Source organism: Nocardioides dokdonensis FR1436 (genome assembly GCF_001653335.1).
In the GTDB taxonomy this organism is placed as follows: domain Bacteria; phylum Actinomycetota; class Actinomycetes; order Propionibacteriales; family Nocardioidaceae; genus Nocardioides; species Nocardioides dokdonensis.
The window spans coordinates 364,114-387,272 of record NZ_CP015079.1 but is presented as its reverse complement, the minus strand read 5'-3'; the positions used below and the strand labels follow the sequence as shown (position 1 = coordinate 387,272).

Genomic DNA, 23,159 nt, shown 5'->3' with positions numbered 1-23,159 from the left:
GCCGCGTGACGCCCGCTGCCATGCCGTTCCGAGGCCGGGCGAAGTGGGGCCCGGTGGCCTTCGACCTGCTCCTCGCGGCGCTGGGCGCACTGCTGGCCGGGGGAGTGCTGGTCGAGCTGGCCGGCGAGAACGCGGCGATGGCGGCCCTCGCGGCGTACACCGTCTATGCCGTGGTCCTCACCGCGGCCCTCGCCGTGGGCCGGGCCGTGACGCGTCAGCTGCCCACCGTGCGTCAGCGGCGGCTCGACGGGCGGGAAGGCTGGCTGCTGCGGTCGTGGCGCGGTGAGTGGTGGCACGCGAACGCCTTGGACGCCGGGATCGTGGTGCTGGCCGGCTGGCTCGTGGCGCTCGGTCTCCGCGCGGGGGACGACTGGCTCGTGCCCAGCCTGCTCGTCGCCGGGGTCGGTGCATGGTTCCTCGTGCGCATCGCGCTGGTCCTCGCCGGCAGGCGCGGGAACGAGACGCTGCGGCTGTCGGGGGAGTGGGTGGTGCACGAGTCCACGTGGGGGACGGCGAGCTGCTCGCGCAGCAGCATCGTGAGGGTCCGTGCCCTGTCGGGCACCCGGGTGCTCCTGGTGCTGGACCCACCCGCTGAGCTGCGGCCCTGCCTGCGGCCCTGGCGCCGTGCTCGTCGGCGCCCGGCCCCGGACGAGATCGTGGTCGACGTCGCGATGACGGGTCACGACGCGCAGGGCGTCGCCGAGTGGATCGATCCCGTGCTGCGCTGAGCATGACGGGGCAGCCATCGCCTGCCGCCCGGAAAGGCTCGTCATGCGCGAGGCCTCGACGCCCACCGACGAGATCGGACCGCCCTCTACACCTACTCCGCGATCGACCGCCTGCACCGGTTCTACCTGCCCGACAGCTCCTGGCTGCTGTGCGACGGGCCGTCGCTGCAGCGGATCCACGACGCGCGCAAGCACGCCACGGGCTCGTGGCGCTGCCAGGCCGGAGAGGAGTTCACCGGCGTGATGGCGCGCGTCCGCGGCAAGGTCGACGACCGGGCTCACGGACGACGGCGTGGCGCTAGCCGCCGCGCTGAGGGAAGCCGTGCGCTGCGCCCGTGGCTGACCCGAAGATCCCGCCGGCGCCCCCGGGACTCTAGGGTTGGGCCGACGATCCCCGGTTGGTCTGCCGGCAGGGCCCGCCTGACTTTGAATCAGGACTAGCGACGTAGGTTCGACTCCTACCCGGGGAGCCGATGACCGCCGTGGTGGCGGCTGGTCACCCGCGCGAGATCACCGCGTGCGTGCCGGTGGCCCGCGCGATGACCCGACCGGCCTGGGTGACCTCGCCCTGGGTCGTGCAGATGCGACCGCCCACGCTCGTGCAGGTCGCGGTGCACACCAGCGGCTGCCCGGCCACCCCGGCCTTGAGGAACTGGGCGTTCAGCTGCACGTGCGGGGCGATCATGCCCTCGGGGCCGGCGGCGTGGACCGCCCAGCCGGTGGCACTGTCGAGCAGCGCGCTGAGGTAGCCGCCGTGCAGGATGCCGCCGCCGTTGAGGTGCTCGGGGCCGGGGTCGGCCTCCACGACCGCGCCGTCGCCGTCGGCCCGCACGACCCGGAACCCGAGGTGTGCCGAGAACGGTCCGGGGTCTCCGACGGCGGTCATGCGCACACCGTAGGGGACCGCGTGCGCGCGACGGACCGTCGAGGGGTGGGAGCGCCGCTGCGAGGTGCCGACCTGACGGGCGACTCGGTGTGGTGGGCGGTGACGACCGTGCCGACGGTCGGCCACGGCGACCACGTGGCTGCTCGGTCACGTCGCGACCGAGGCGGAGGCGCCCTGGCCTTGGGCGGGGCCGGCCCGGGGGCTTTACAGTGAACGCGCTCCTTCCCTCAGCTGAAACCGGAGAACCCGTGGCCGACCCCGTGCTCCACGACCTGACCGTGATCGTCCTCGCCGCCGGCGGTGGGACGAGGATGCGGTCCAAGACCGCCAAGGTCCTGCACCCGATCGGTGGGCGCAGCATGGTCGGGCACGTGCTCGTGGCCGTGCGTGCGTGTGCGCCGCGGCAGGTCGTCGCCGTCGTCGGGCACCAGCGCGAGCAGGTCGGCGCGCACATCGCCGAGCTGGCCCCCGAGGCGCTGCTGGCGGTGCAGGAGGAGCAGAACGGCACCGGGCACGCCGTCCGTGTGGCGGTCGAGGTCGCCGGCCCCGGCGACGGCACGGTGCTGGTCGCCTACGGCGACACCCCGCTGCTGACCGGTGAGAGCCTGCGCGCCTTCGTCGCCGAGCACGAGGCCGCCCAGCGCGCCGTCAGCGTGCTGTCGGGTGTCGTCGACGACCCGTTCGGCTACGGACGGGTGGTCCGTGACGAGGACGGGGAGGTCGTGGCGATCGTCGAGCAGAAGGACGCCACCGCCGACCAGCGCGACATCCGCGAGATCAACTCCGGGATCATGGCGTTCGACGCGACCTTCCTCAACGAGGCGCTGCCCCGGCTGCGCAACGACAACGCGAACGGCGAGTACTACCTCACCGACCTCCTCGGGCTGGCCCGCGAGGCCGGCCTGACCGTCGGCGCGCACCCCATCGACGACGTGCGCCAGACCGAGGGCGCCAACGACCGCGCCCAGCTCGCCGAGCTCGGCCGCGAGCTCAACACCCGCATCGTGGAGCGGTGGATGCGCGAGGGCGTCACGGTGATGGACCCCGCCACCACCTGGATCGACGCCGACGTCGTGCTGGCCGCCGACGTGGTGCTGCTGCCGGGCACCCAGCTGCTCGGCGCCACCGTCGTCGGCGAGGACGCCGTCATCGGACCCGACTGCACGCTCAAGGACTGCGAGATCGGGGCCGGCGCCCGCCTGGTGCGCACCCACGGCGAGCTGGCGGTCGTCGGCGAGCGTGCCGACGTCGGGCCGTTCGCCCACCTGCGTCCCGGCACCCGGCTCGGCGAGGGCGGCAAGATCGGCGGCTTCGTCGAGACCAAGAACGCCCACATCGGCGCCGGCGCGAAGGTGCCGCACCTGTCCTACGTCGGCGACGCCGAGATCGGCGAGGGCGCCAACATCGGCGCCGGCACGATCTTCGCCAACTACGACGGCGTGGCCAAGCACCGCACCACCGTCGGGCGCCACGCCCGCACCGGGTCCAACAACACCTTCGTCGCCCCGGTGACCATCGGTGACGGGGCCAGCACCGGCGGCGGCACCGTGGTGCGCGGGGACGTTCCGCCCGGGGCCCTCGCGGTCAGCTCGGGCCCCATGCGGGTCATCGCCGACTGGGCCCAGCAGCGTCGCGCGGGCACCGCGCAGGCCGAGGCGGCCGCCCGGGCCCAGGGGCCCGCCGGCGACTGAGTGCACCGCAACCCGGGCTGCGGGTAAAGGTTCCGCGTCACCTCCGTCACACGGGGCGTCCAGGGGCTGATGTCGGGTTTCGCCCGGACCCCGGGGCGGGGCAGACTGTCGCGCGCACCCCACCCCCGCTGGCGCTCAGGAGCTGCTCGTGACCGGATACAAGAAGACCACCGAGAAGAACCTCATGGTCTTCAGCGGCCGGGCACACCCCGTGCTCGCCGAAGAGGTCGCCGCGATCCTCGAGACCGAGCTGGTCCCGACCTCGGCCTACGAGTTCGCCAACTCCGAGATCTACGTGCGCTTCGAGGAGTCGGTGCGCGGTTGCGACGCCTTCGTGCTGCAGAGCCACACCGCTCCGGTCAACGAGTGGATCATGGAGCACCTGATCATGGTCGACGCCCTCAAGCGCGCGAGCGCGAAGCGGATCACCGTGGTCATGCCGTTCTACGGCTACGCCCGCCAGGACAAGAAGCACCGCGGCCGCGAGCCCATCTCCGCGCGCCTGATGGCCGACCTGTTCAAGACCGCCGGCGCCGATCGCCTGATCACGGTCGACCTGCACGCCGACCAGATCCAGGGCTACTTCGACGGCCCCGTCGACCACCTGATGGCGCTGCCGATCCTCACCGACTACGTGAAGGCCAAGTACGGCGCCCAGCCGCTGGCCGTCGTCTCCCCGGACGCGGGACGGATCAAGGTCGCGGAGCGCTGGTCGGCCAAGCTCGGCGGCGTACCGCTGGCGTTCATCCACAAGACCCGCCGCACCGACCGGCCGAACGAGACCGTCGCGAACCGGGTCGTCGGTGAGGTCGCCGGCAAGATCTGCGTGCTGACCGACGACATGATCGACACCGGCGGCACGATCGTGAAGGCCGCCGAGGCCCTGGTGGCCGACGGCGCTGCGGGCGTGATCATCGCCGCGACGCACGCGATCCTCTCCGACCCCGCCGTGGACCGGCTCAAGAACAGCCCGGCCGTCGAGGTCATCGTGACCGACACCCTGCCGATCCCGGAGGACCGCCGCTTCGACAAGCTCACGGTCCTCTCGATCGCCCCGCTGGTGGCGCGGGCGATCAAGGAGGTCTTCGAGGACGGCTCGGTGACCTCGATGTTCGACGGCCACGCCTGACGAACCGCGAGGCGCCGGGTCAGGTCAGGTCGTCGAGGTGGTCGTTCCAGAAGCGCGCCAGGACGGGCGGGACGTCGCCTGAGGCCAGGGCGCTCGCGAGCCGGTCGCGCTGCGCGTCGCTGAGGGCCAGCGCCGGGAAGGCGTTGCGGCCCACGACCAGCGAGAAGCCCTGGCCGCGGTGCGCGCACAGCGCGGGGGAGTCGGCCAGGTAGGCATCGACGTACGGCGTGCACAGCGCGACGCGCTCGGGGTCCCAGAGGCCGTGGGCACAGGCCTCGAAGACCCGGTTCGAGACGTCGGGTGCGCTCATCGTGGCCCAGGCCGCCGCCTTGGCCTCGGCGGTGGGGCGGGCCGCGAGCGCCCGGGCGGCGCCGAGGTCGCCGGCGAAGGACTGGTCGCGCTGCCGCTCGGCCTCGATCGCGGACTCGTCGAGGTCTCCGAGGGCGGCGAGCCGCGCCACCGTCGACCAGCGCAGCCCCGGGTCGAGGTCGATGCCGTGGTCGGTGCGCCCGTCCTCCAGCCAGCCGCGCAGGCGGTCGGCGTCTCGGCTGGTCGCGGCCAGCCCTCGGGTGAGCGCGACGCGGACCTCCTCGTCGGAGGTGGCCTCGAGGCCCTCGCCGCAGGCGCGGGCGACCCGGTCGAGCAGGGCCCCGGCCTCGGCGGCCGGCGTCGATCGGGTCAGCACCGGCCCGAGTGCGCGGTCGAGCACCGCAGCGACCAGTGCCGGGTGTCGTTCGACGGGCAGGTGGCGCGAGACCAGGTCGAGGAACGCCGAGGTCGACGACGCCCCGGTGCGCACCTCGTCGAAGGCGTGCGCCCACAGCACGGTGCGCACCAGGTCGTCACCCACCGACCCGAGACGCTCGGCGACCACCCGGGCGGAGTGCGGGTCCAGGCGCAGCCGCACGAAGCTCTCGCCGTGGCTGTTGGGCACCACCGCCAGGCCGACCCAGTCGGGCAGCGGCACCGGGTCGGCCTCCAGGTCGACGACGCGGGTGCCCACCAGGGCGCCGCGGTCGTCGAAGGCGCTGACCGAGAACCGGTGCGGCCGCTCTCCGTCACGCACCAGCACCGGCACGTCGTCGGTGCGGCGCCGGACCTCGATCGTGTCGAAGCCGGTGCGGCGCAGCCACACCTCCGCCCACCCCCGCACGTCGCGCGGCGAGGCGTCGTCGAGCGCGCCGACCAGGTCGTCGAGGGTCGCGTTGTCGAAGCGGTGCCGGGTCAGGTGCGCGTTGACCCCGGCCAGGAAGTCCTCGTCGCCCAGCCAGGTCACCAGCTGGCGCAGGCACGAGCTGCCCTTGGCGTAGGAGATCGAGTCGAAGTTGGTGAACGCCGCGTCCACGTCGGGCACGTCGGTGGCCAGCGGGGCCACCGGGTGCGTCGAACGGCGCTCGTCGGCGACGTACGCCGCGGGCTTGCGGGTGGCCTCGTGCACGACGAGCGTGCCGGGGAAGCCGGCCCCGTCGGCGGCGACCCGGTAGCCCATGTAGTCGGCGAAGCTCTCGTTGAGCCAGGTGTCCTCCCACCAGCGCATCGTGACCAGGTTGCCGAACCACATGTGCGCCATCTCGTGGGCGATGACCGTGGCCCGCCGCGAGCGCTGGTCGTCGGTGACCCGGCCGCGGGGGAGCAGCTCGTCGCGGTAGGTCACGCACCCCGGCGTCTCCATCGCGCCCCAGTTGTGCCCCGGCCCGAAGAGCTGGTCGTAGGAGTCGAAGGGGTAGGCCTCGTCGAAGAGCGTGGCGAAGTGGTCGAAGCAGTCGGTGGTCGTGCGCTGCAGCTCGGCGGCGTCACGGTCCAGCTCGGCGGCCAGCGACGCGCGGGCGTGCCAGCCGAAGGGCAGGCCTGCGTGCTCCCAGGTCACCGAGTGCCACGGGCCCGCGCACACGACGAAGAGCGAGGGGCACAGCCGCGGCGTCGTCGCGAAGCGCCACCGCCCACCCTCCAGGGCGTCGACCCGACCGTTGCCGATGACGCTCCAGCGCGGGTCGGCGCTCACGCCGACCGCCATCGTGGCCTTCAGGTCGGGCTGGTCGAAGCAGGCGAAGACCCGCTGGGCGATGTCGAGGGAGAGGTAGGCCGACACGTAGGTCTCGCCGTCCACGGGGTCGGTCATCCGGTGCATGCCGTCGCCGTCGCTGACGTAGGGCACCCGGGCCTCGACCCGCACCCGCACCGGGGTGCCGACCGGCAGGTCGACGAGTCCCACCCGCCGTCCGTCGTACGCCGCCTCCACGGGCCGGCCGTCGACGCTCACGGCCAGGTCGCGGGCGTCGGTGAGCTCCAGGAAGGTGCTCGGCTCCGTGGTGGTGAACGTGACCGTGGTGCGCGAGCCGAAGGTCTCCCCCTCGTGGTCGCTGAGATCGAGGTCGATCTCGTAGGCCACGTCGGAGACGTGGGCGGCGCGGGCACGGGCCTCGGCGAGGGTCAGCGACATGGGCACACCCTAGGAGGGAGAAGTTTTTACCAAGAGGTGACGCCAGTGCCGGATGTGCCCCATGATGTCTAGACAAAGGTTTGCCGGACGGTCCGGGCGAGCAGGAGCCGGACGGCCCCCTGCTCCTGCACGGGGCCGCCCTGAGTCTCTCGAGGAGCCCGCATGTCCGTCGCGCGCCACGCCGCGATCCCTTCCGCCCACCCCCGGCGGGCTCGTCCCCGGCGCACCGGGGCCGTACGGGCGGCTCGTGCCTCCCTGGCCGTGGTGCTGGTCGGCGGTCTGCTCTCGGTGGGCGCCGCCCCCGCACAGGCGGCCCCGGAGCAGGTGCTCCAGTCGGTCGACGTGCAGCTCGGCACCGACGGCACCCTCACCTCGGTCGAGGCCACCTCGGTGCGCCGCGGCGAGGAGGGCAGCGACTCCGGTGCGGCGACGTACGACCCGGTCGAGGCGGCCGAGCAGCTGCCGGTGCGCATCCAGACCGCCTACCGCCTCGGCGACGAGGCCGGCACGGACCTGGCCGAGATCGCCGGGCGCAGCGGCCGCGTGGTCATCGACGTGACGGTGCAGAACACCACCGTGGAGCCCGAGGAGGTCACCTACGACGCGGGCGGCGTCCAGCGCTCGCAGTTCGCCCTGGTCGGCGTGCCGCTGACGGTCGTGGCCTCGGCCACGCTGGGTGAGCAGGGCCTGGCGCGCGTGGTCACCGAGGGTGCCGGCCAGGACGAGGACGTCACCAACGGGGTGCTGAGCCGCAGCGGCGCCGGCGACTCCCGGGTGCAGTGGGCCACGATGCTGGCCCCGCCGCGCCTGGCGCCCAGCGCCACCTTCCGCCTCGTCCTCGACGCCGAGGACTTCGTGCCGCCGACCTTCGACATCGGCGTGCAGCCCGGCCTGGTCACCGACACCTCCTTGACCGGTCTCCTCGACGAGGCCTTCTCCGACGAGAAGGGCGGTGCCGTCGCCACCGAGGCCCGCACCATCGAGGTCATCGGCGACGTCAGCAGCGTGCTGACCCAGGCCAGCGCGGTGCTCACCGACATCGAGACCCGCCTCTCCGACTCCTCCGAGCGCCTCGGCGCCCAGACCATCGCCGACCTCGAGAGCTCCTCGGCCGGGGTCAGCGAGCAGCTCGGCAGCCTGTCCACCGACCTCACCCGGCTCGACGGCTCGCTGGGCGACCAGCTCGGCGGGGTGCAGGACGACGCCGTGCAGGCGCTGTCCTCGAGCCTCACCGAGGTCAAGGACGTCCTCGGCGACCCCGGCAGGATCAAGCCCCCGAAGCCGCAGGACGGCGCCGAGGGCTGCCGGGTCGACCTCGGTCGCAACCTGGCCGCACCCACCGTCTACGGCCAGCTGAGCGCCGTCAGCAGCCGGCTCTCCACGCTCTCCAACGCCAGCGGCGCCTGCCGCGAGTCCATCGCCGACGACCTGGTCAAGCAGATCGGCTCGGCCGAGCAGGTCGTCGACTGCGACGAGACGTCGACCTCCGCGGTCTGCGTGCTCGCCACCGCCCGCGAGCGCCTCGACGAGCAGGCGGTGGTCCTCGTGCAGTTCGGCCAGGGCCTGACCGGCCGCTTCGACTCCGGCGCCGTGAAGGACCTCGGCAGCAGCCTCGAGACGGTCGTGAAGGAGCTCGACGACATCGAGGACGACGCCAACGACCTCTTCGCCGACGGCACCGCGCCGACCCGGCCGCTGGCCTCCCTGCTCGGCTCGCTGGTCGGCTCGCTGGAGTCCCTCAAGACGTTGCTCCAGCCCGGCTCGGCCACCGGCCTCCAGTCGGCCTTCGCGAGCATCAACACCGTCGCCGGCACCCAGGCCGCGGCCATCGGGACCCCGGAGACGCCCGACAGCATCGCCGCTCGTGCGCAGGCGCTGACCGCAGCGGTCTGCGCCATCCCGGCGCTGGCCGACGTCACCGACACCTCCCAGATCCCCGCCGACGTCCTCCAGCAGATCCAGGACGGCCTGGTCGCGCGCGTCGACGTCGCCCGCAGTGCCGCCGGCTGCGCCGGGGGTACGACGCTGTCCCAGCGCCTGGCCGGTGTCCGCACCGCCCTGCTCGGCGTCCAGCAGACCTCCGCGGTCGAGGGTGACGGCTCGGTGGCCCGGGCCCTGGCCACGCTGCGCGGCTCGGTCGACACCGCGCTCGCCGAGGTCGTCGCGGCCGTCGACGAGACCGTGGGCGTCGCCGACCTGCGCAGCATCATCGCCCGCGTCGCCGCGCTGGGGGCCACCGCTGAGCCGCCGAGCTGCGAGGACATCACCGACCGTGACCCGGTCGGTGCGGTCGACGCGCTGCGCTTCGCCTACCAGCGGGTGTCCTGCAACCAGGACGGCCTGGAGAAGGAGATCGACAAGGCCTTCTCCGAGGCCCGCAAGGCGCTCGGTGCGACCGGCGACGAGATCGGCCGCAGCATCGGCGCCACCGACGGCGCCCGCTCCAAGGCCGACAAGCGCATCGACGAGCTGTTCGGCACCCTGAGCCAGGGCGCCGACCGGGCCGCCGAGCGCATCCTCGACCAGGGCGGTCGACGCATCGAGAAGCAGCGCGCCGGCCTGGACCGCCAGGTCCGCCAGGCCGAGTCCCGCCTGGGCGGGGCGGTCGGCGACGCCCTGCGCGTCATCGGCTCCAACATCCAGGCCGCCAACGGTGACCTCGACGAGTCCGAGGCCCGCCTGCGTGCGGACCTGCAGCGCGTGCTGGTCGACCTCGGCACCCGCGAGAGCGGGGGCACGGGCATCCTCGGCTCGCTCGCGACCGGGGCCGGGCAGACGGGGGTCGCCAACGACTCGGTGCAGCTGGCCAACGCGCGGGCCTCGGCCTTCGGGTCGGTGCGCGGCAAGGCCCTCGACGAGGTGTTCCTGCAGCAGGCGCAGACCATCCGCTCGCTGGAGCGCCAGCAGGAGTTCCGCGTCTTCGCCGACGGCGTCGACGAGGACGACACCCTGCTGACCGTCTTCTCCTTCCACCTCGGTCAGGGCTGAGCGTGCGCCCACGCGTCGTCGGGGTCGCAGCAGCGTCGGGTCTGAGCCTCGCGCTCGCCCTCGGCGCCTGCTCGGGCTCCACCGGCGACGATGCCGACCCGGCCGGCGCCGCTGCGCCCGCACCCGGGGCCCCGGCCTCGGTCGCGCTGTCGGGGGCGGCCGGGCTGACCGAGGACGAGCCGCTGCGGGTGGGTCTGCTGGTGACCCTGCGCTCCGACCCCGGTCAGGGCCAGGACCTCGTGGGCGCGGCCGAGGGCGCCGCGGTGGCGGCGTACCGGCTGCGGCTGGGCGGTGCGGACGTGGAGCTCGAGGTCGTCGACGACCAGGGCACCTCCCAGGGCGCCGAGGCGGCGGTCGAGGAGCTGGTCGACGCCGGCGTCTCCGGGATCGTGGCCGCCACGCGCGGTGACCACCTCGACGACGCGCTGGTGCGTGCGACCGAGGCCGGCACCCCGGTGCTGCTGCCCTACGACCGCAGCGGCGACCTCCCGGTGGGTGCGTTCGCCACCGGCCCGGACGCCGCCTCGATCGACAGGGCCCTGCTGGCCGGGATGCGCGTCGACGGGCTGAGCCGGCCCTACGTGCTCAGCGCCGACGACGTCCGCGTCGACGGGGTGGGCTCGGCCGACGCCGGGCCCGTCGGCGGCGACCTCGACGCGACCGTCGAGCGGGTCGGGGCGGCCTTCGACGAGGGCCGGGTCGACAGCGTGCTGGTGGCCGCCGCGGCGAGCACCCAGGCGCGCGTGGTGGCCGCCCTGCAGGGCGCCGCTCCCGACGTGCCGGTGGTGCTCTCGCCGGAGGCGCTGAGCCCCGCCTTCGCGGCCGGGCTCGACGAGGCCTCGGCCACGACCGCAGGCGCATTCCTGAGCGCCGGCACCGACGCCGGTGACGCGACCACGCTCGCTCCGAGCGAGCGCGCCGAGAGCGTGTCGGCCTACTTCGCGGCGCTGCGCCTGGCCGCCGGTGACCCCGACCTGACCGACCTGTTCGCCGCCGCCCCGTTCCGCGACGTGGCCGCTGCCGCCGACACTGCCAGCCACGACGCCGTGCTGGCGCTGGCCGCGGCCGCGGAGGCGGCGGGTTCCCTCGAGCCGGGCGACGTGCTCTCGGCCCTCAGCGGCCTGCAGGTCGACGGGCGCCACGGCCTGGCCGGCCCGGGCCTCGACTTCGGCAGCGACCAGGCCCTGCCCGGCGACAGCGTGGTCGCGCTGCGGGCCACCGGGCAGGACCCGGGCGTCCGGCCCGCGGCCAGCGGCGGGGAGCCCCGGTTGTACTGGTTCGCCGTCGACCCGACAGGCTGACCCCCGTGACGGGCGAGCGGCGGGCGCTGGGGAGTCGCTACGAGCTGGTGGACCGGCTCGGCGAGGGCGCCATGGGCGAGGTGTGGCGCACCTGGGACCGCACCGGTGAGCGGTGGGTCGCGGCCAAGCTGCTGCGCCGCGAGCTGGCCAGCGACCAGCAGATCGTGGGCCGCTTCGTCCAGGAGCGCTCCATCCTGATGTCGCTGCGCCACGACGCGATCGTGCGCGTCCACGACCTCGTCGTCGAGGGCGAGGCGCTGGCGATCGTGATGGACCTCGTCGAGGGCACCGACCTGCGTCGCCACCTGCGCGAGGTCGGCACGCTCGCGCCCCGCGACGCGGTCGAGACCACCTGTGCGGTCCTCGACGCCCTCGCCGCCGCGCACGAGCAGAGCTGTCTGCACCGCGACATCAAGCCCGACAACGTCCTGCTGCGCGGCACCGGCTCCACGTCGTACGCCGACCGGGTGCTGCTGACCGACTTCGGCATCGCTCGGCTGGCCCAGGAGCGCACCGTCCAGGCGACCGGTCTGCTGGGCACACCCGGCTACATGCCGCCCGAGCTGTTCGTCCACGGCCGCTTCAGCGCTGCCTCGGACGTCTACGCCACCGGCGTGCTCCTCTACGAGCTGCTCGGCGGACGCACCCCGTTCTCGGGGGCCGGCACCGCCCACACCGTCGGCTTCCGCCACGCCTCCGTGCAACCGCCGCGGCTCCCGGTGCCGGCCGCGCTGTGGCAGGTCCTCGAGACGATGCTCGCCAAGGATCCCACCACCCGGCTGAGCGCCGCCGGCACCGCGTCGGCGCTCCGGGAGCTGCCCGCCGAGGTCCTCGACGCCCCCGCCCTGCCCGTGCAGCCCGCCCCCGACGACTGGGACCTGGTCCAGGGCACCGTGGTGCGCTCGGGACCCGTCCAGGTCGAGCTCGACAACGCCCAGGTCGACGTGGGACGCACGTTCCTGCACGCGGGAGAGGACACCTCGAGCGCACCCGGCCGGCACGCACCCGTCGCCGATCGCCCATCCCGGCGTCGCCTGCTGGCTGCGGCCGGCGTCGCGGGCCTCGCGCTGCTGGCGGTCGTGGCCGGCGTGGTCGTGGCCACCGGCAGCGAGCCGGAGGACGACGTCGAGGTCGGATCGCCGGCGCAGAGCTCGCTCACCGACCCGCCCCTGCCGACCGGACTCCTGGTGGAGCGCTCGGCCGACTACGACCCCGCCGAGGAGGTGCTCACCCTCTCGCTGCGCTACAGCGCGCGCGACGCCCCGCTCGGGGGGCCGTTCCTCGAGGTGCTGCCCGGCCAGGGCGGCGAGTGCCCCTCGCCCTCCTGGACCGGCGCCACCGTGACGGCCAACGTGCCCCAGGTCAGCGGGATCGCCGTCGCGTGCGGGTTCGCGGTGGACCCCGGGCAGGTGCCCGCCGACGGCGAGGTGCGCGTCGAGGCGCGCTTCGAGATGGACCTCGGGACCGATGCCGGGGTCGCGCTCGATGCCTGGCTGACCGAGTCCGCCGACACGGCCGGCTCCGCGCTCCAGGCACAGCGCGACGGTGACGGCTACCCGGTCCAGCGGCTCCAGGACATCGTCGTCGACGTGCCCGCCGTGGTCCGCAAGCGCTCGAGCACCCCGACGCAGGTCGTCGTGCGCCTGCTGCCCGACTGGGGCAACGGCCCCGACCGTCTCCGACCGCTCTTCGACTCCAGCGCGAGCGGCCGGCCCACGAGCGTCCTGAGCGCGGTCGCCGGCGGGTTCGACGGCGTCCGGTTGCAGGGCTGCGACGCACTGGCGGTCTCCGCCGACGGCCTGCGCGTCGTGGCGCGCTACCCCGACCCCGACTGCACGGTGACCGCCCAGGTCGGGGACTTCACCCGGCTCGAGCCCGCGTCGCTGGCCATCCTGGGCGCCGGGGGCTGAGCCGGCGTGCGGCTCAGGCTCAGCCTCGTGGTCGGCGGCACCAGCATCGACGTCCTGCTCGAGGCCGCTCCCACGACCCCGGCGGTCGAGCTCGAGGCGGCGCTGCGACGCCTGGCCCGGGTGCCGCTCGGCCCGCTGCTCCTCGACCACCCCCTGCGGCCGGTCGCCGGGGCGCCCGTCGACACCTGGGAGCCCGTCGCCACCATCGCCGACCTGGGCCTCCTCGAGGGGAGCCGGGTGGTGCTCGGCGAGCACGGGGTCGCCCCCGCGGTCCCGCCCGCCCCGATCATGCAGCCGCAACCCGACCGGGAGCCCCTGGAGCTGCACGTCGTGAGCGGGCCGGACTCCGGAGTCGTGCTGGTCCTGCCGATGGGGGTGCACGAGCTGGGCCGCAGCGGGGCCAGGTCGTGGCACGACCACTCGCTGTCGCGCCGGCACTGCCGGGTCGTGGTCACCCCGGTGTCGGTCGCGGTCACCGACCTCGGTTCGAGCAACGGGACCCGCCTGGACGGGGAGCCGTGCCCGCCGCACAAGTCGCGGTCGTGGTCGCCGGGTCAGGTGCTCGCGATCGGGGACTCGCTCGTCGAGCTGCGCCCGGCGGCCGCCACCGCGGTGGTGCGTCCCGTCGACGGCCGCGTGACCTGGCGCCGCCCCGACCCGGCCCCCCGCGATGCCGAGCCACGCCCGGGACGCTGGCCGCGTCGCCCGGCGCGGCGGCTGCGCGGTGCCGTGCCGGGCACGGCGCACGACCCCGCCCTGGTCGGTGTCACCGCCGGCACCCTCGGCCGGCACCTGTGGGCGCGCCGGGACGACCCCGACGCGCTGGCTCTGCGCCTGGGCACGACCGGCGCGACGGGACAGCCCGTGGTGCAGCCGCTCACCGGGACCGGTCGGCCCGGGGTCCTCGGCCTGGCCGGGCCGGAGCAGCCCGTCGACGCCGCGCTGCGCTGGTGGATGCTGCAGCTGTGCGTGCGGCACGCGCCGGACGACCTCGAGGTCGCCGTGCTCGGCCCGCGGGCCGGCCCCGACTGGTCGTGGCTGCGCTGGCTGCCCCACCTGCGGGACGCCCCGGGACTGCTCACCGCAGCGGGGGAGCGCCCGCACCGCGTCCTGGTGCTGCACGGCTACGCCGACCTGACCTCTCCCGACGACCCGGCCGACCTCGTCCGGCGCGCGGCGGCAGCGGGTGTCGTCGTGCTCGCCACCGGCGAGGACGTGCGATCGCTGCCGGTCGCGTGCGGCGCCGTGGTCCGGGTCGACGAGGGGCAGCCGTCGTACGCGAGCGTGACCCGGACCGATGGACAGGGCGGGTCCCGGGTGCGTCTCGAGGGCGTCGGCGCCAGCTGGTCCGACCAGGTGGCTCGCAGCCTCGCGCCGCTGGTGCCGGCCGGTCCCGGTCCGACCACGGACCCGACCGCCGGACCGCCCGCCGGACCTCCTGACGGCGCGCTGCGCGTGCAACCGCTGCGGTGGACCGGCCTGCCGGATTCGCCGCCGTCGAGCAGCCGCGTCTAGGATGGACCGGTTGCCTCGGCGAGGGAGCCGGCCGCCCTGCGGCCGCTCCGTGATCGACGCGGTCGGCTGCGAGACCTCGCGCCGCGCTGTGTCGTGATCCCGACGGGCGCGGCGCTTCGAGCGTCCGGGCCCTGCCGCGCGTGACACACCGACCTGCAGACACGCTGTAGAAGCATGAGGAGACGAGAGACATGGCTGCCGAGAAGATCGCCGCTGAGACCCGCACCGAGTTCGGCAAGGGTGCGGCGCGCCGCATCCGCCGCGCCGACAAGGTGCCCGCCGTCATCTACGGCCACGGCAACGCGCCGACCCACATCATCCTGCCGGGCCACCAGATCATGCTGGCGCTCAAGCACGGTGGCGCCAACGCGCTCCTGGACATCGACGTCGAGGGCGACAGCCACCTCGCGCTGACCAAGCAGGTCCAGATCGACCCGATCAAGCGCCACATCGAGCACGTCGACTTCGTGGCCGTGCGTCGCGGCGAGAAGGTCATCGTCGACGTCCCCGTGCACGTCGTCGGCGAGGCCGACCACGAGACCCTCGTGGTCCTCGACAGCCCGGTCGTGTCCATCGAGGCCGAGGCCACCCACATCCCCGAGTTCATCGAGGTCAGCGTCGAGGGCGCCGAGTACGGCACCCTGGTGCACGCCTCCGACCTCGTCCTGCCGAAGGGCTCCGAGCTCCTCACGGAGCCCGACACCCTCATCGTCAACGTCACCCAGCAGCAGAGCCAGGCGTCCCTCGACGCCGAGCTGGAGGAGGCCGAGACCGAGGCCGGCATCGAGCACGACGAGTCCGAGACCGAGGCCGCCGAGGGCGACGCGCCCGCCGAGGCCGGCGACTCCGAGGAGTGATCCGGGTCGTCGCCCGGGCGCTCTCGCGCGTCCGGGGCGACGCCCGCATCCGCACGACGTACGAGAAGGGCCCGGGAACCACCATGTCCGAGAGCCACGACGGCAGCAGCCCCGTCTGGTTGGTCGTCGGCCTGGGGAACCCGGGCCCGACGTACGCCGGGCACCGGCACAACATCGGCTACCTCGTCGCCGACGAGCTCGCGTCCCGCCTCGGTGCCCGCTTCCGCGCCCACAAGACCGGGCGCGCCGACGTGGTCGAGGGTCGCGTGGGCGCTCCGGGCACCGGCGGCCCGAGGATCGTGCTGGCGCGCCCGCGCTCGTACATGAACGAGCTCGGCGGGCCGGTCAAGGCGCTGGCGAGCTTCTACAAGGTCCCGCCCGAGCGGGTCGTGGCGATCCACGACGAGCTCGACATCGGCTTCGACACGATGCGCATCAAGCTCGGTGGCGGCGACAACGGCCACAACGGGCTGAAGTCGATGCGCTCCTCGCTGGGCACCGGTGACTTCCACCGGGTGCGGGTCGGCATCGGTCGACCGCCCGGTCGCCAGGACGTCGCCGACTTCGTGCTCTCGGACTACTCCGCGCCCGAGCGCAAGGTGCTGCCCTTCGTCGTCGACACCGCGGCCGACGCCGTCGAGTGCTTGGTCGCCGAGGGCCTGGAGAAGACCCAGCAGCGGTTCAACTCCTGATCGCGGCTACTCTCAGCCCGTGACTGTCGAGCCCGGAACCCCGCCCCCCGCCGCCGTCGGCGACACCGCTGACGACCACGTGCTGGCCACCTGGCTGGCCGAGACCGCAGGTCGTCGCCTGCTGGAGGTCCGCGCCGAGGGCCTCGAGGGCAAGGAGCTCAAGGACGCCGGCGACGCCGCCGCCCACGAGCTGCTGATGGACCTGCTCGCCCAGCACCGGCCCGACGACGCGGTGCTCTCCGAGGAGGGCAAGGACGACAAGGCCCGCCTCGAGGCGGCGCGGGTGTGGATCATCGACCCGCTCGACGGCACCCGCGAGTTCTCCGAGCCGCCGCGCGACGACTGGGCCGTGCACGTCGCGCTGTGGCAGGGCGGCACCCTGGTCGCCGGTGCCGTGGGGCAGCCCGAGCTCGGCGAGACGTTCAACACCGGGCAGCCGCCGGTGGTGCCGCCCCGCACCTCGCAGGCCCCCCGCATCGCGGTCTCGCGCAGCCGGCCGCCGGCCTTCGTGCAGGCGCTGGCCGAGGAGATCGGCGCCGAGCTGGTGCCGATGGGCTCTGCGGGCGTGAAGATGATGGCGGTCGTGCGCGACGTCGCCGACGCCTACGTGCACGCCGGTGGTCAGTACGAGTGGGACTCCGCCGCCCCCGTCGCCGTGGCCCGGGCCGCAGGCCTGTTCACCTCGCGCGTCGACGGCAGCGAGCTCGTCTACAACCAGGACGACGTCTACCTGCCCGACCTCGTGGTGTGCCGCCCCGAGCTCAGCGAGCAGATCCTGGCCTTCATCGCCGCGCACGGCACCGACTGACCGGCTCCCCGGTGCCCGTCGAGCACGTGCTGCTGGACGCCGACGGCGTCCTCCAGCGCTCTCCCCACGACCCCTTCGCCGTGCTGCGGCGTTGGGTGGGTGCGCGCGCCGAGGAGCTGGCCCACGAGCTGTGGGCCGCCGAGAAGCCGGCGCTTCGCGGTGAGGAGGACTTCCTCGACGTCCTGACCCGGGTGCTGCCCGGCTACGCCGAGGGCGCCGACCCCGCCGAGGTGCACGCGGCCCTGTGGCTCGACATCACCGTCGACGCCTCCTCGTTGGCCCTGGCCCGCCGGCTCCGCGAGCAGGGCGCCGGCGTCCACCTGGCCACCAACCAGCACCGCCAGCGCGGCGAGCACATGCGCACCGCGCTCGGCTACGACGACCTGTTCGACGTCTCCTGCTACTCCTGGGAGCTCGGGGCGGCCAAGCCGGACCCCGCCTACTTCGAGCGGGCCCTCGACCGGGTCGGCGCACCGGCCCACGAGGTGCTGCTCGTCGACGACAGCGCCGCCAACGTCGAGGCGGCCCGCGAGGCCGGGCTGCGCGGCGTGCACTGGCACCTCGACGAGGGTCACGAGGCGCTGCGGGCAGCGCTCCTCGGGCACGGGCTCGACCCGGGGGACCGGTGACCTCCCGGTGATGTCCGGTCCGCGCTCGATCGTGCTCTTCGCCTCGTTGCTGCTGGTGCTCTCGGCGGCGGCGTTCGGGCTGTCGCGCCTCTACACCCCGCAGCGCACCGTCGACCTGACCCCGCCCGCGGCCTTCGTCGCGGCCCCCGTCCCGCCGCAGGCCGACCCGGGCAGCCCCGTGCGGCGCACGCAGCTGGTCGACGACGGGTGGCTGCGGCGCACGAGCCGGGCGACGGGAATCCCCGCCCCGGCCCTGCGGGCGTACGCCGACGCCCAGCTCTCCCGGGTGGGTGGCTGCGACGTGGGCTGGACGACCCTGGCCGGCATCGGCTGGATCGAGTCGCAGCACGGCACCCTGGGCGGGCGCACGATCGACGACGCGGGCCGCTCGTCCTCGCCGATCCTGGGCCCCGCGCTCGACGGGTCGGGCGACTTCGCGGCGATCCGCTCCACCGCTGCCTCCCGCGAGTGGCACGGCGACGCGACCTGGGAGCACGCCGTCGGCCCGATGCAGTTCCTGCGCTCCTCCTGGGAGCCGTGGGCCGCCGACGGCGACCGCGACGGGGTGATCGACCCGCTCGACCTCGACGACGCGGCCGCGACCGCGGCGCGCTACCTGTGCGCGGGCGGACGGGACCTGGCCGCCGGGGACGGCTGGGCCGACGCGGTGCTGTCCTACAACCACTCCGACGAGTACGTCGCGGCGGTCCACTCCGCGGCCAGCTCCTACGCCGAGCGGGCCGCCGGGCGCCGGGCCGGCTGACCCGGGCTAGCCTGCGGATCATGCTGCTGACCTTCGACACCGCGACCCCCCGGGTCGCCGTCGCCCTGCACGACGGCTCCGACGTCGTGGCCGAGCTGGAGGCCGAGCGGGCGATGAAGCACGGCGAGCAGCTGGCCCCGCTCATCGACGCCGTGATGCGCCAGGTGGGCGTGGTGCGCCAGGACCTGACCGCCATCGGGGTCGGGGTCGGCCCCGGCCCGTTCACCGGGCTGCGGGTCGGTCTCGTGACCGCGCGCACCCTGGGGTTCGCGCTCGAGATCCCGGTCTACGGCGTCTGCACGCTCGACGTCCTCGCGATCGAGGCCGTCGACACCGCGGCCGTGGACCGTGACTTCGTGGTCGCCACCGACGCGCGGCGCAAGGAGGTCTACCTGGCCGCCTACGACGCCGAGGGCACCCGGTTGCAGGGACCCGTCGTCGACAAGCCCGCTGAGCTGGCCACCGGCGTGCCGGTGGTCGGGGAGGGAGCGCTGCTCTACCCCGAGGCGTTCCCGCTGGCGGTGGGCCCCACCCGGCCCAGCGCCGCGTGGTTGGCCCGCGTGGTGGTGGACGAGCGCGCCGAGCTGGTCGACCCGGACCCGATGTACCTGCGCCGGCCCGACGCTGAGGTCACGCGCAGCCGCAAGACCGTCTCGTGACCGTCTCATGACCGTCCGGGCCGCCAGGGCCGACGACCTGGTCGCGGTCGTCTCGCTCGAGCAGGACAACCTCGGACGGGATGCGTGGCCCCCGGGCCTGCTCGAGGAGGGCGTGCACGGGCGGGTCCCGTTCGCGAGCTACCTGGTGGCCGAGGTCGAGACCGTGGACGGCCCGGTCGTCGCCGGGCACGCGGTCGTCAGCGTCGTCGCCGACATCGCCGAGCTGCAGCGCATCTCAGTCGACGCAGAGCACCGCCGCGCCGGCCTCGCCACGGCGCTGCTGGACGCCGTGGTGGCGACGGCGCGCACCGGTGGCGCTGACCGGTTGCTGCTCGAGGTGCGCGAGGACAACGCCGGCGCCCTGTCGTTCTACGCCGCACGCGACTTCGTCGAGGTCGACCGGCGCCCGCGCTACTACCGGGACGGCGCCACCGCGGTCGTGCTGCGCCGCGGCGTCGGACCCCGCTGCGGCTGACCCGAGCGGAAGGTGTGCGCGGTGCGGTAGCCCAGCTGCCGGTAGACGTGCACCGCGGGCGCGTTGTCGGAGTAGACGCCCAGGCTGGCGGTGCCCGAGCGCCCGGCGAGGGCACGACGGGTCAGGGCGGTGGAGACGCGGCGGCCCAGCCCGCGGCGCTCGTGGCCGGGCAGCACGGTGATGCCACGCAGCTGCCCGGTACCGTCGTGCTGGCGGGTCACGGCTCCCGCAGCGACGAGCCGGCCGTCCTCGACGACGCCCAGCCACACCTCGACCCCGGGACTTCCCGGTCGGGCGAAGGAGCCGGGATTGCCCGCGTCGATCAGGTGCACCAGGTCCTCGCGTCCGCCCACGTCGACGACGTCGGGAGTGGGCTCGGCGGGTGCTTCGCGCAGCAGCATCCAGTCCCAGTGCGTGGCGGCGTCGTGCGCCCAGGCCGCCGGGAGTGCGTCGTAGGCCGCCGCCTCGACGGTGAAGCGCCACGGGACCGGCCGGGCCGCGGCGACCTGGGCCATCAGCCCGGCGAGGTCGTCGGGCGGGCCGAGGCACACCAGCTGCGGTCCCGGGGCCGGACCGGTCCAGCGGGGGTGGTTCTCCACCACCGCCGCGGTGCCGGCGACCCAGGCCCGCGCCGCCACCGCGGGGTCCACCTGGTGCTGCACGAACCGGTGGGGCGTCGTCCGGAGCAGCTCCGCGACCGAGATCTCCTGCACCCGTGGATCATGCCCGGTGGGGGACGTGGATCTGGGCGCGGGGCGGACGTCCGGGCGTGCGACGATGAGCGGCGTGAATGAGCCGCTGGTGCTGGGGATCGAGACCTCCTGCGACGAGACCGGTGTCGGCATCGTGCGCGGGCACACGCTGCTGGCCGACGCGGTCGCGAGCAGCGTCGACGAGCACGCGCGCTTCGGTGGCGTCGTCCCCGAGGTCGCGAGCCGGGCCCACCTGGAGGCGATGGTGCCCACCATCGAGCGCGCCTGCGACACCGCGGGCATCGCGCTGCGCGACGTCGACGCGATCGCGGTGACCAACGGCCCCGGCCTGGCCGGGGCGCTGCTGGTGGGGGTGGCCTCGGCCAAGGCGCTGGCTCTCGGGCTGGGCAAGCCGCTGTACGGCGTGAACCACCTGGCCTCGCACGTCGCGGTCGACCAGCTCGAGCACGGCCCCCTGCCCGAGCCGTGCCTGGCGCTGCTGGTCAGCGGTGGCCACTCGAGCCTGCTCCGCGTCGAGGACGTGACCGTGGGCGTGGCGCCGATGGGCGAGACCATCGACGACGCGGCGGGGGAGGCCTTCGACAAGGTCGCCCGGCTGCTCGGCCTGCCGTTCCCGGGGGGCCCGCACATCGACCGGATCGCCCGCGAGGGCAGCAGCGTCTACATCGACTTCCCCCGGGGGCTGACCGCGCGCCGCGACGTCGAGCGGCACCGCTTCGACTTCTCCTTCTCGGGCCTCAAGACCGCGGTCGCCCGCTGGGTCGAGGCGCGGGAGCGGGCGGGGGAGCCGGTGCCGGTCGCCGACGTGGCCGCCTCGTTCCAGGAGGCGGTCTGCGACGTGCTGGTGCGCAAGGCTCTCGATGCCGCCTCCAGCGAGGGCATCGACCACCTGCTCATCGGCGGGGGCGTGGCCGCCAACTCCCGGCTGCGCCAGCTCGCCGAGGAGCGCGCGGAGAAGCTGGGCATCCGGGTGCGCGTGCCGCGGCCGGGACTGTGCACCGACAACGGCGCCATGGTGGCCGCCCTCGGCGCCGAGATGGTGGCGCGCGGTCGCACCCCGTCGTCGCTGGACCTGCCGGCCGACTCCAGCCTGCCGGTCTCCGAGGTGCTCGCCGGCTGAGCCGGCACGACCCTCAGTCGAGGACGGCCTGGTGGCCCTCGTCGTCGGTCCAGTCGTCCTCGGTGGCGAAGAACTCCTGGTCCGGCGCCCGGGTGTCGCCCTTCTTGCCGCGGCCGGTGGCACCGCCGGCAGCACCACGCCCGGCACCGCCTGCTCCTCGTGAACCCGCCTGACCAGCGGCCGCGCCGCGTGCCCCGCCGGCTCCGCGCGTGCCCGCCGCACCGGTCCCGCCGCGCGCGCCCGTGGCGCCCGTCGCCCCGCCGCGTGAGCCGGTGGGGGAGCCCGTCGCCGCGGCGCCCCGACCGAGCGTGGCGCCGCCCGAGGTCCGGCCGGTCCCGATGGGCCGTGCGCTGGTGGGCCTGCCCCCGGTCGAGCCGGCCGAGGCCCCGGCCACCGGGGTCGCGCCCATGCCGCCGGCCAGCCGACCGCCGAGGACGACGGCTCCGCCCATCACGGCGCTGCCGGCGAGACCCCCGCCCAGACCGGCGGTGAGCCCGCCGGAGCCCCCCGTGCCGCTGGAGCCCGGGGGGAGGGGCTGGCCCAGCACCGAGGGCGCGTTGTCCGGCGCGTCGGTGTCCGGCGAGGACGTCTGGTCCGTGGAGGCGTCGTCCGGGTGCCTGTCCGGGATCGGGTCGGTGCCGGTCTGGCCGTCGGGGTGCGGCTGGTGCGGGTCGGCGTGGGACGAGGTGGGGGTGTAGCGACCGCCGCTGGACGGGGTGCTCCCCCCGCCACCGCCGGACCCCGATCCGGAGCCGGTTCCGTCACCGCTGCCCCCGCGGCCACCGCCGGCGGCGTCGCGCATCACCCGCTCGTCGGGTTCGCCGTGGATGCGTCGCATCACCTCGGTGGACTCGGTGTAGGTGGTCTCGACCTCGTCGGACCGCTGCTTGGCCCGCGTCTCGCGGTCGGCCATCATCGTGTTGTAGGCGCCCAGGTTGCGGCCGTAGGTCTGCTCGGCGCGCATGGTGTCAGCGGACTCGGGCATGCCGGGGGTGCGCTCGGGCGGCGTCGGCTCCGACGGCGCAGGACCCAGCGCGCGGTGCTCCGCCTCCGCCTTGGCCAGCGCGTCCGACGAGCGGGCGAGCGCACTGCTCGCCTGCTCCATCTGCTCGGCACGGTCCGCAGCCTTCTGCGCGACCTCGGCGAAGGCGGTCGCGGCCTCACGGCTGACGCTCGACCCGCTGCCGAACCCGGCGCTCACGTCGTCGCGGGCCTGCTCCAGGGCGCGGTGGACCTCCCGGAGCTTGCGCCCGCCCTCTCGCCATCGGGCCTCGGACCGCCCCACGTCGGCGACGTTGGCCCCGCTGACCGTGCGCGCGAGCCGGGACTCCTCCTGCCCCATCAGTCCTGCCCGCCCTGGTCGTTGCGAGCCCGGTCGTAGGCCGAGTCGCCCTCCGAGGTGAGCCAGGCGTCGTTCATCAGCTCCACGGCACGCTGCTTGTCGGTCAGCGACGCGGCGACGCTCTCGTCCGCATCCGTGATGAGGCGGGCGGCCGCGTGCACGCCGTCCGCGAAGGCCGTCAGGTCGGCGACGATGCCCGTCACGGTCTCCGTCATGACCTGGTGCGCCCGGTCATGGTGCATCCCGAGGGTGGCGGCGCTGTCGGCGCCTCCGAACGACGGCGGCGCGATGGCGGCGTCGCTCGCGAACTGGGCGTCCCAGCTCCCGTCCGTGCACTCCTGGAGGGCCGCGATGACGCGGTCGATGTTGGTCTGCTCGATCGCCAAGGACTGCATGGCGGTGGCCAGTTCCGCGAGATACATCGATGGAGGCTCCGTGTCCGAGAGAGAGGTGTGCTGCACAGGGGATACCCGCGTGCGCGGGTGGGCAAACCGACGGAACCGGCGCTGTACG

The 23,159-nt window shown here is 74.7% G+C and carries 20 protein-coding genes and 1 tRNA gene; 16 read left to right on the top strand and 5 right to left on the bottom strand.

Going from position 1 to position 23,159, the window contains the following annotated elements:
* Window positions 1-5 precede the first annotated feature (5 nt).
* The gene (locus I601_RS01800) at window positions 6-728 is read left to right on the top strand and encodes a hypothetical protein (RefSeq protein ID WP_157519830.1); all 723 of its coding nucleotides are present in this window, start codon (window positions 6-8) and stop codon (window positions 726-728) included.
* A 391-nt stretch (window positions 729-1,119) separates the two neighbouring features.
* Window positions 1,120-1,198, top strand: a tRNA-Gln gene (locus I601_RS01795).
* Between the two features lie 26 nt (window positions 1,199-1,224).
* On the opposite strand, the gene I601_RS01790 is transcribed toward I601_RS01795, so the two are convergent.
* Complete coding sequence (locus tag I601_RS01790; protein ID WP_157519828.1) at window positions 1,225-1,614, bottom strand: PaaI family thioesterase; 390 nt, start codon at window positions 1,612-1,614, stop codon at window positions 1,225-1,227.
* 248 nt (window positions 1,615-1,862) lie between these two features.
* Between I601_RS01790 and glmU the strand changes: the two genes are divergently transcribed.
* Together glmU and I601_RS01780 are read left to right on the top strand one after the other, a co-directional pair.
* Complete coding sequence (glmU, locus tag I601_RS01785; RefSeq protein WP_269465742.1) at window positions 1,863-3,305, top strand: bifunctional UDP-N-acetylglucosamine diphosphorylase/glucosamine-1-phosphate N-acetyltransferase GlmU; 1,443 nt, start codon at window positions 1,863-1,865, stop codon at window positions 3,303-3,305.
* Between the two features lie 148 nt (window positions 3,306-3,453).
* Entirely contained in the window at window positions 3,454-4,434 is a 981-nt protein-coding gene (locus I601_RS01780; protein ID WP_068105645.1) for a ribose-phosphate diphosphokinase, read from the top strand.
* A gap of 19 nt (window positions 4,435-4,453) precedes the next feature.
* On the opposite strand, the gene pepN is transcribed toward I601_RS01780, so the two are convergent.
* Complete coding sequence (gene pepN / locus I601_RS01775) at window positions 4,454-6,874, bottom strand: aminopeptidase N (RefSeq protein ID WP_068105644.1); 2,421 nt, start codon at window positions 6,872-6,874, stop codon at window positions 4,454-4,456.
* A gap of 162 nt (window positions 6,875-7,036) precedes the next feature.
* Between pepN and I601_RS01770 the strand changes: the two genes are divergently transcribed.
* The 11 genes from I601_RS01770 (at window position 7,037) to I601_RS01720 (ending at window position 19,471) form a co-directional block, all read left to right on the top strand.
* Window positions 7,037-9,862 carry a hypothetical protein gene (locus I601_RS01770; RefSeq protein ID WP_068105641.1) on the top strand — a complete coding sequence of 942 codons (2,826 nt, stop codon included), beginning with the start codon at window positions 7,037-7,039 and terminating at the stop codon, window positions 9,860-9,862.
* A 2-nt stretch (window positions 9,863-9,864) separates the two neighbouring features.
* Window positions 9,865-11,163: an ABC transporter substrate-binding protein gene (locus I601_RS01765; RefSeq protein ID WP_068105638.1), complete on the top strand. Its 1,299-nt coding sequence runs from the start codon at window positions 9,865-9,867 to the stop codon at window positions 11,161-11,163.
* 5 nt (window positions 11,164-11,168) lie between these two features.
* Window positions 11,169-13,073, top strand: coding sequence for a serine/threonine-protein kinase (locus tag I601_RS01760; RefSeq protein ID WP_084527012.1), 1,905 nt, complete (start codon window positions 11,169-11,171; stop codon window positions 13,071-13,073).
* Between the two features lie 6 nt (window positions 13,074-13,079).
* Window positions 13,080-14,588, top strand: a complete 1,509-nt coding sequence (locus I601_RS01755) for an FHA domain-containing protein (RefSeq protein WP_068105633.1) — start codon at window positions 13,080-13,082, stop codon at window positions 14,586-14,588.
* A gap of 191 nt (window positions 14,589-14,779) precedes the next feature.
* Complete coding sequence (locus I601_RS01750; RefSeq protein WP_068105630.1) at window positions 14,780-15,445, top strand: 50S ribosomal protein L25/general stress protein Ctc; 666 nt, start codon at window positions 14,780-14,782, stop codon at window positions 15,443-15,445.
* 83 nt (window positions 15,446-15,528) lie between these two features.
* A complete protein-coding gene (gene pth / locus I601_RS01745) occupies window positions 15,529-16,137 on the top strand; it encodes an aminoacyl-tRNA hydrolase (RefSeq protein WP_068114169.1) in 609 nt (202 codons plus the stop codon).
* A 19-nt stretch (window positions 16,138-16,156) separates the two neighbouring features.
* Window positions 16,157-16,945, top strand: a complete 789-nt coding sequence (locus I601_RS01740; RefSeq protein WP_068105627.1) for a 3'(2'),5'-bisphosphate nucleotidase CysQ — start codon at window positions 16,157-16,159, stop codon at window positions 16,943-16,945.
* 11 nt (window positions 16,946-16,956) lie between these two features.
* Entirely contained in the window at window positions 16,957-17,574 is a 618-nt protein-coding gene (locus I601_RS01735) for an HAD family hydrolase (protein WP_068105624.1), read from the top strand.
* Window positions 17,575-17,584: 10 nt separating this feature from the next.
* Window positions 17,585-18,337 (top strand): lytic murein transglycosylase, encoded by a 753-nt coding sequence (locus I601_RS01730; protein WP_068105622.1) that lies wholly within the window; start codon window positions 17,585-17,587, stop codon window positions 18,335-18,337.
* 20 nt (window positions 18,338-18,357) lie between these two features.
* Complete coding sequence (tsaB, locus tag I601_RS01725; protein ID WP_068105619.1) at window positions 18,358-18,996, top strand: tRNA (adenosine(37)-N6)-threonylcarbamoyltransferase complex dimerization subunit type 1 TsaB; 639 nt, start codon at window positions 18,358-18,360, stop codon at window positions 18,994-18,996.
* A 7-nt stretch (window positions 18,997-19,003) separates the two neighbouring features.
* A complete protein-coding gene (locus tag I601_RS01720; protein ID WP_068105616.1) occupies window positions 19,004-19,471 on the top strand; it encodes a GNAT family N-acetyltransferase in 468 nt (155 codons plus the stop codon).
* Here I601_RS01720 and I601_RS01715 read toward each other — a convergent pair.
* A complete protein-coding gene (locus tag I601_RS01715) occupies window positions 19,411-20,184 on the bottom strand; it encodes a GNAT family N-acetyltransferase (RefSeq protein ID WP_068105613.1) in 774 nt (257 codons plus the stop codon). The genes I601_RS01720 and I601_RS01715 overlap by 61 nt on opposite strands.
* 73 nt (window positions 20,185-20,257) lie before the next feature.
* Here I601_RS01715 and tsaD point away from each other — a divergent pair, with 73 nt between their 5' ends.
* Window positions 20,258-21,304, top strand: a complete 1,047-nt coding sequence (gene tsaD / locus I601_RS01710; protein WP_418303077.1) for a tRNA (adenosine(37)-N6)-threonylcarbamoyltransferase complex transferase subunit TsaD — start codon at window positions 20,258-20,260, stop codon at window positions 21,302-21,304.
* A gap of 13 nt (window positions 21,305-21,317) precedes the next feature.
* Here tsaD and I601_RS01705 read toward each other — a convergent pair whose 3' ends face one another.
* Window positions 21,318-22,646: a hypothetical protein gene (locus tag I601_RS01705; protein ID WP_068105608.1), complete on the bottom strand. Its 1,329-nt coding sequence runs from the start codon at window positions 22,644-22,646 to the stop codon at window positions 21,318-21,320.
* Window positions 22,646-23,068 (bottom strand): hypothetical protein, encoded by a 423-nt coding sequence (locus tag I601_RS21035; protein WP_157519822.1) that lies wholly within the window; start codon window positions 23,066-23,068, stop codon window positions 22,646-22,648. The genes I601_RS01705 and I601_RS21035 overlap by 1 nt, the downstream gene beginning before the upstream one ends.
* Between the last annotated feature and the right edge of the window lie 91 nt (window positions 23,069-23,159).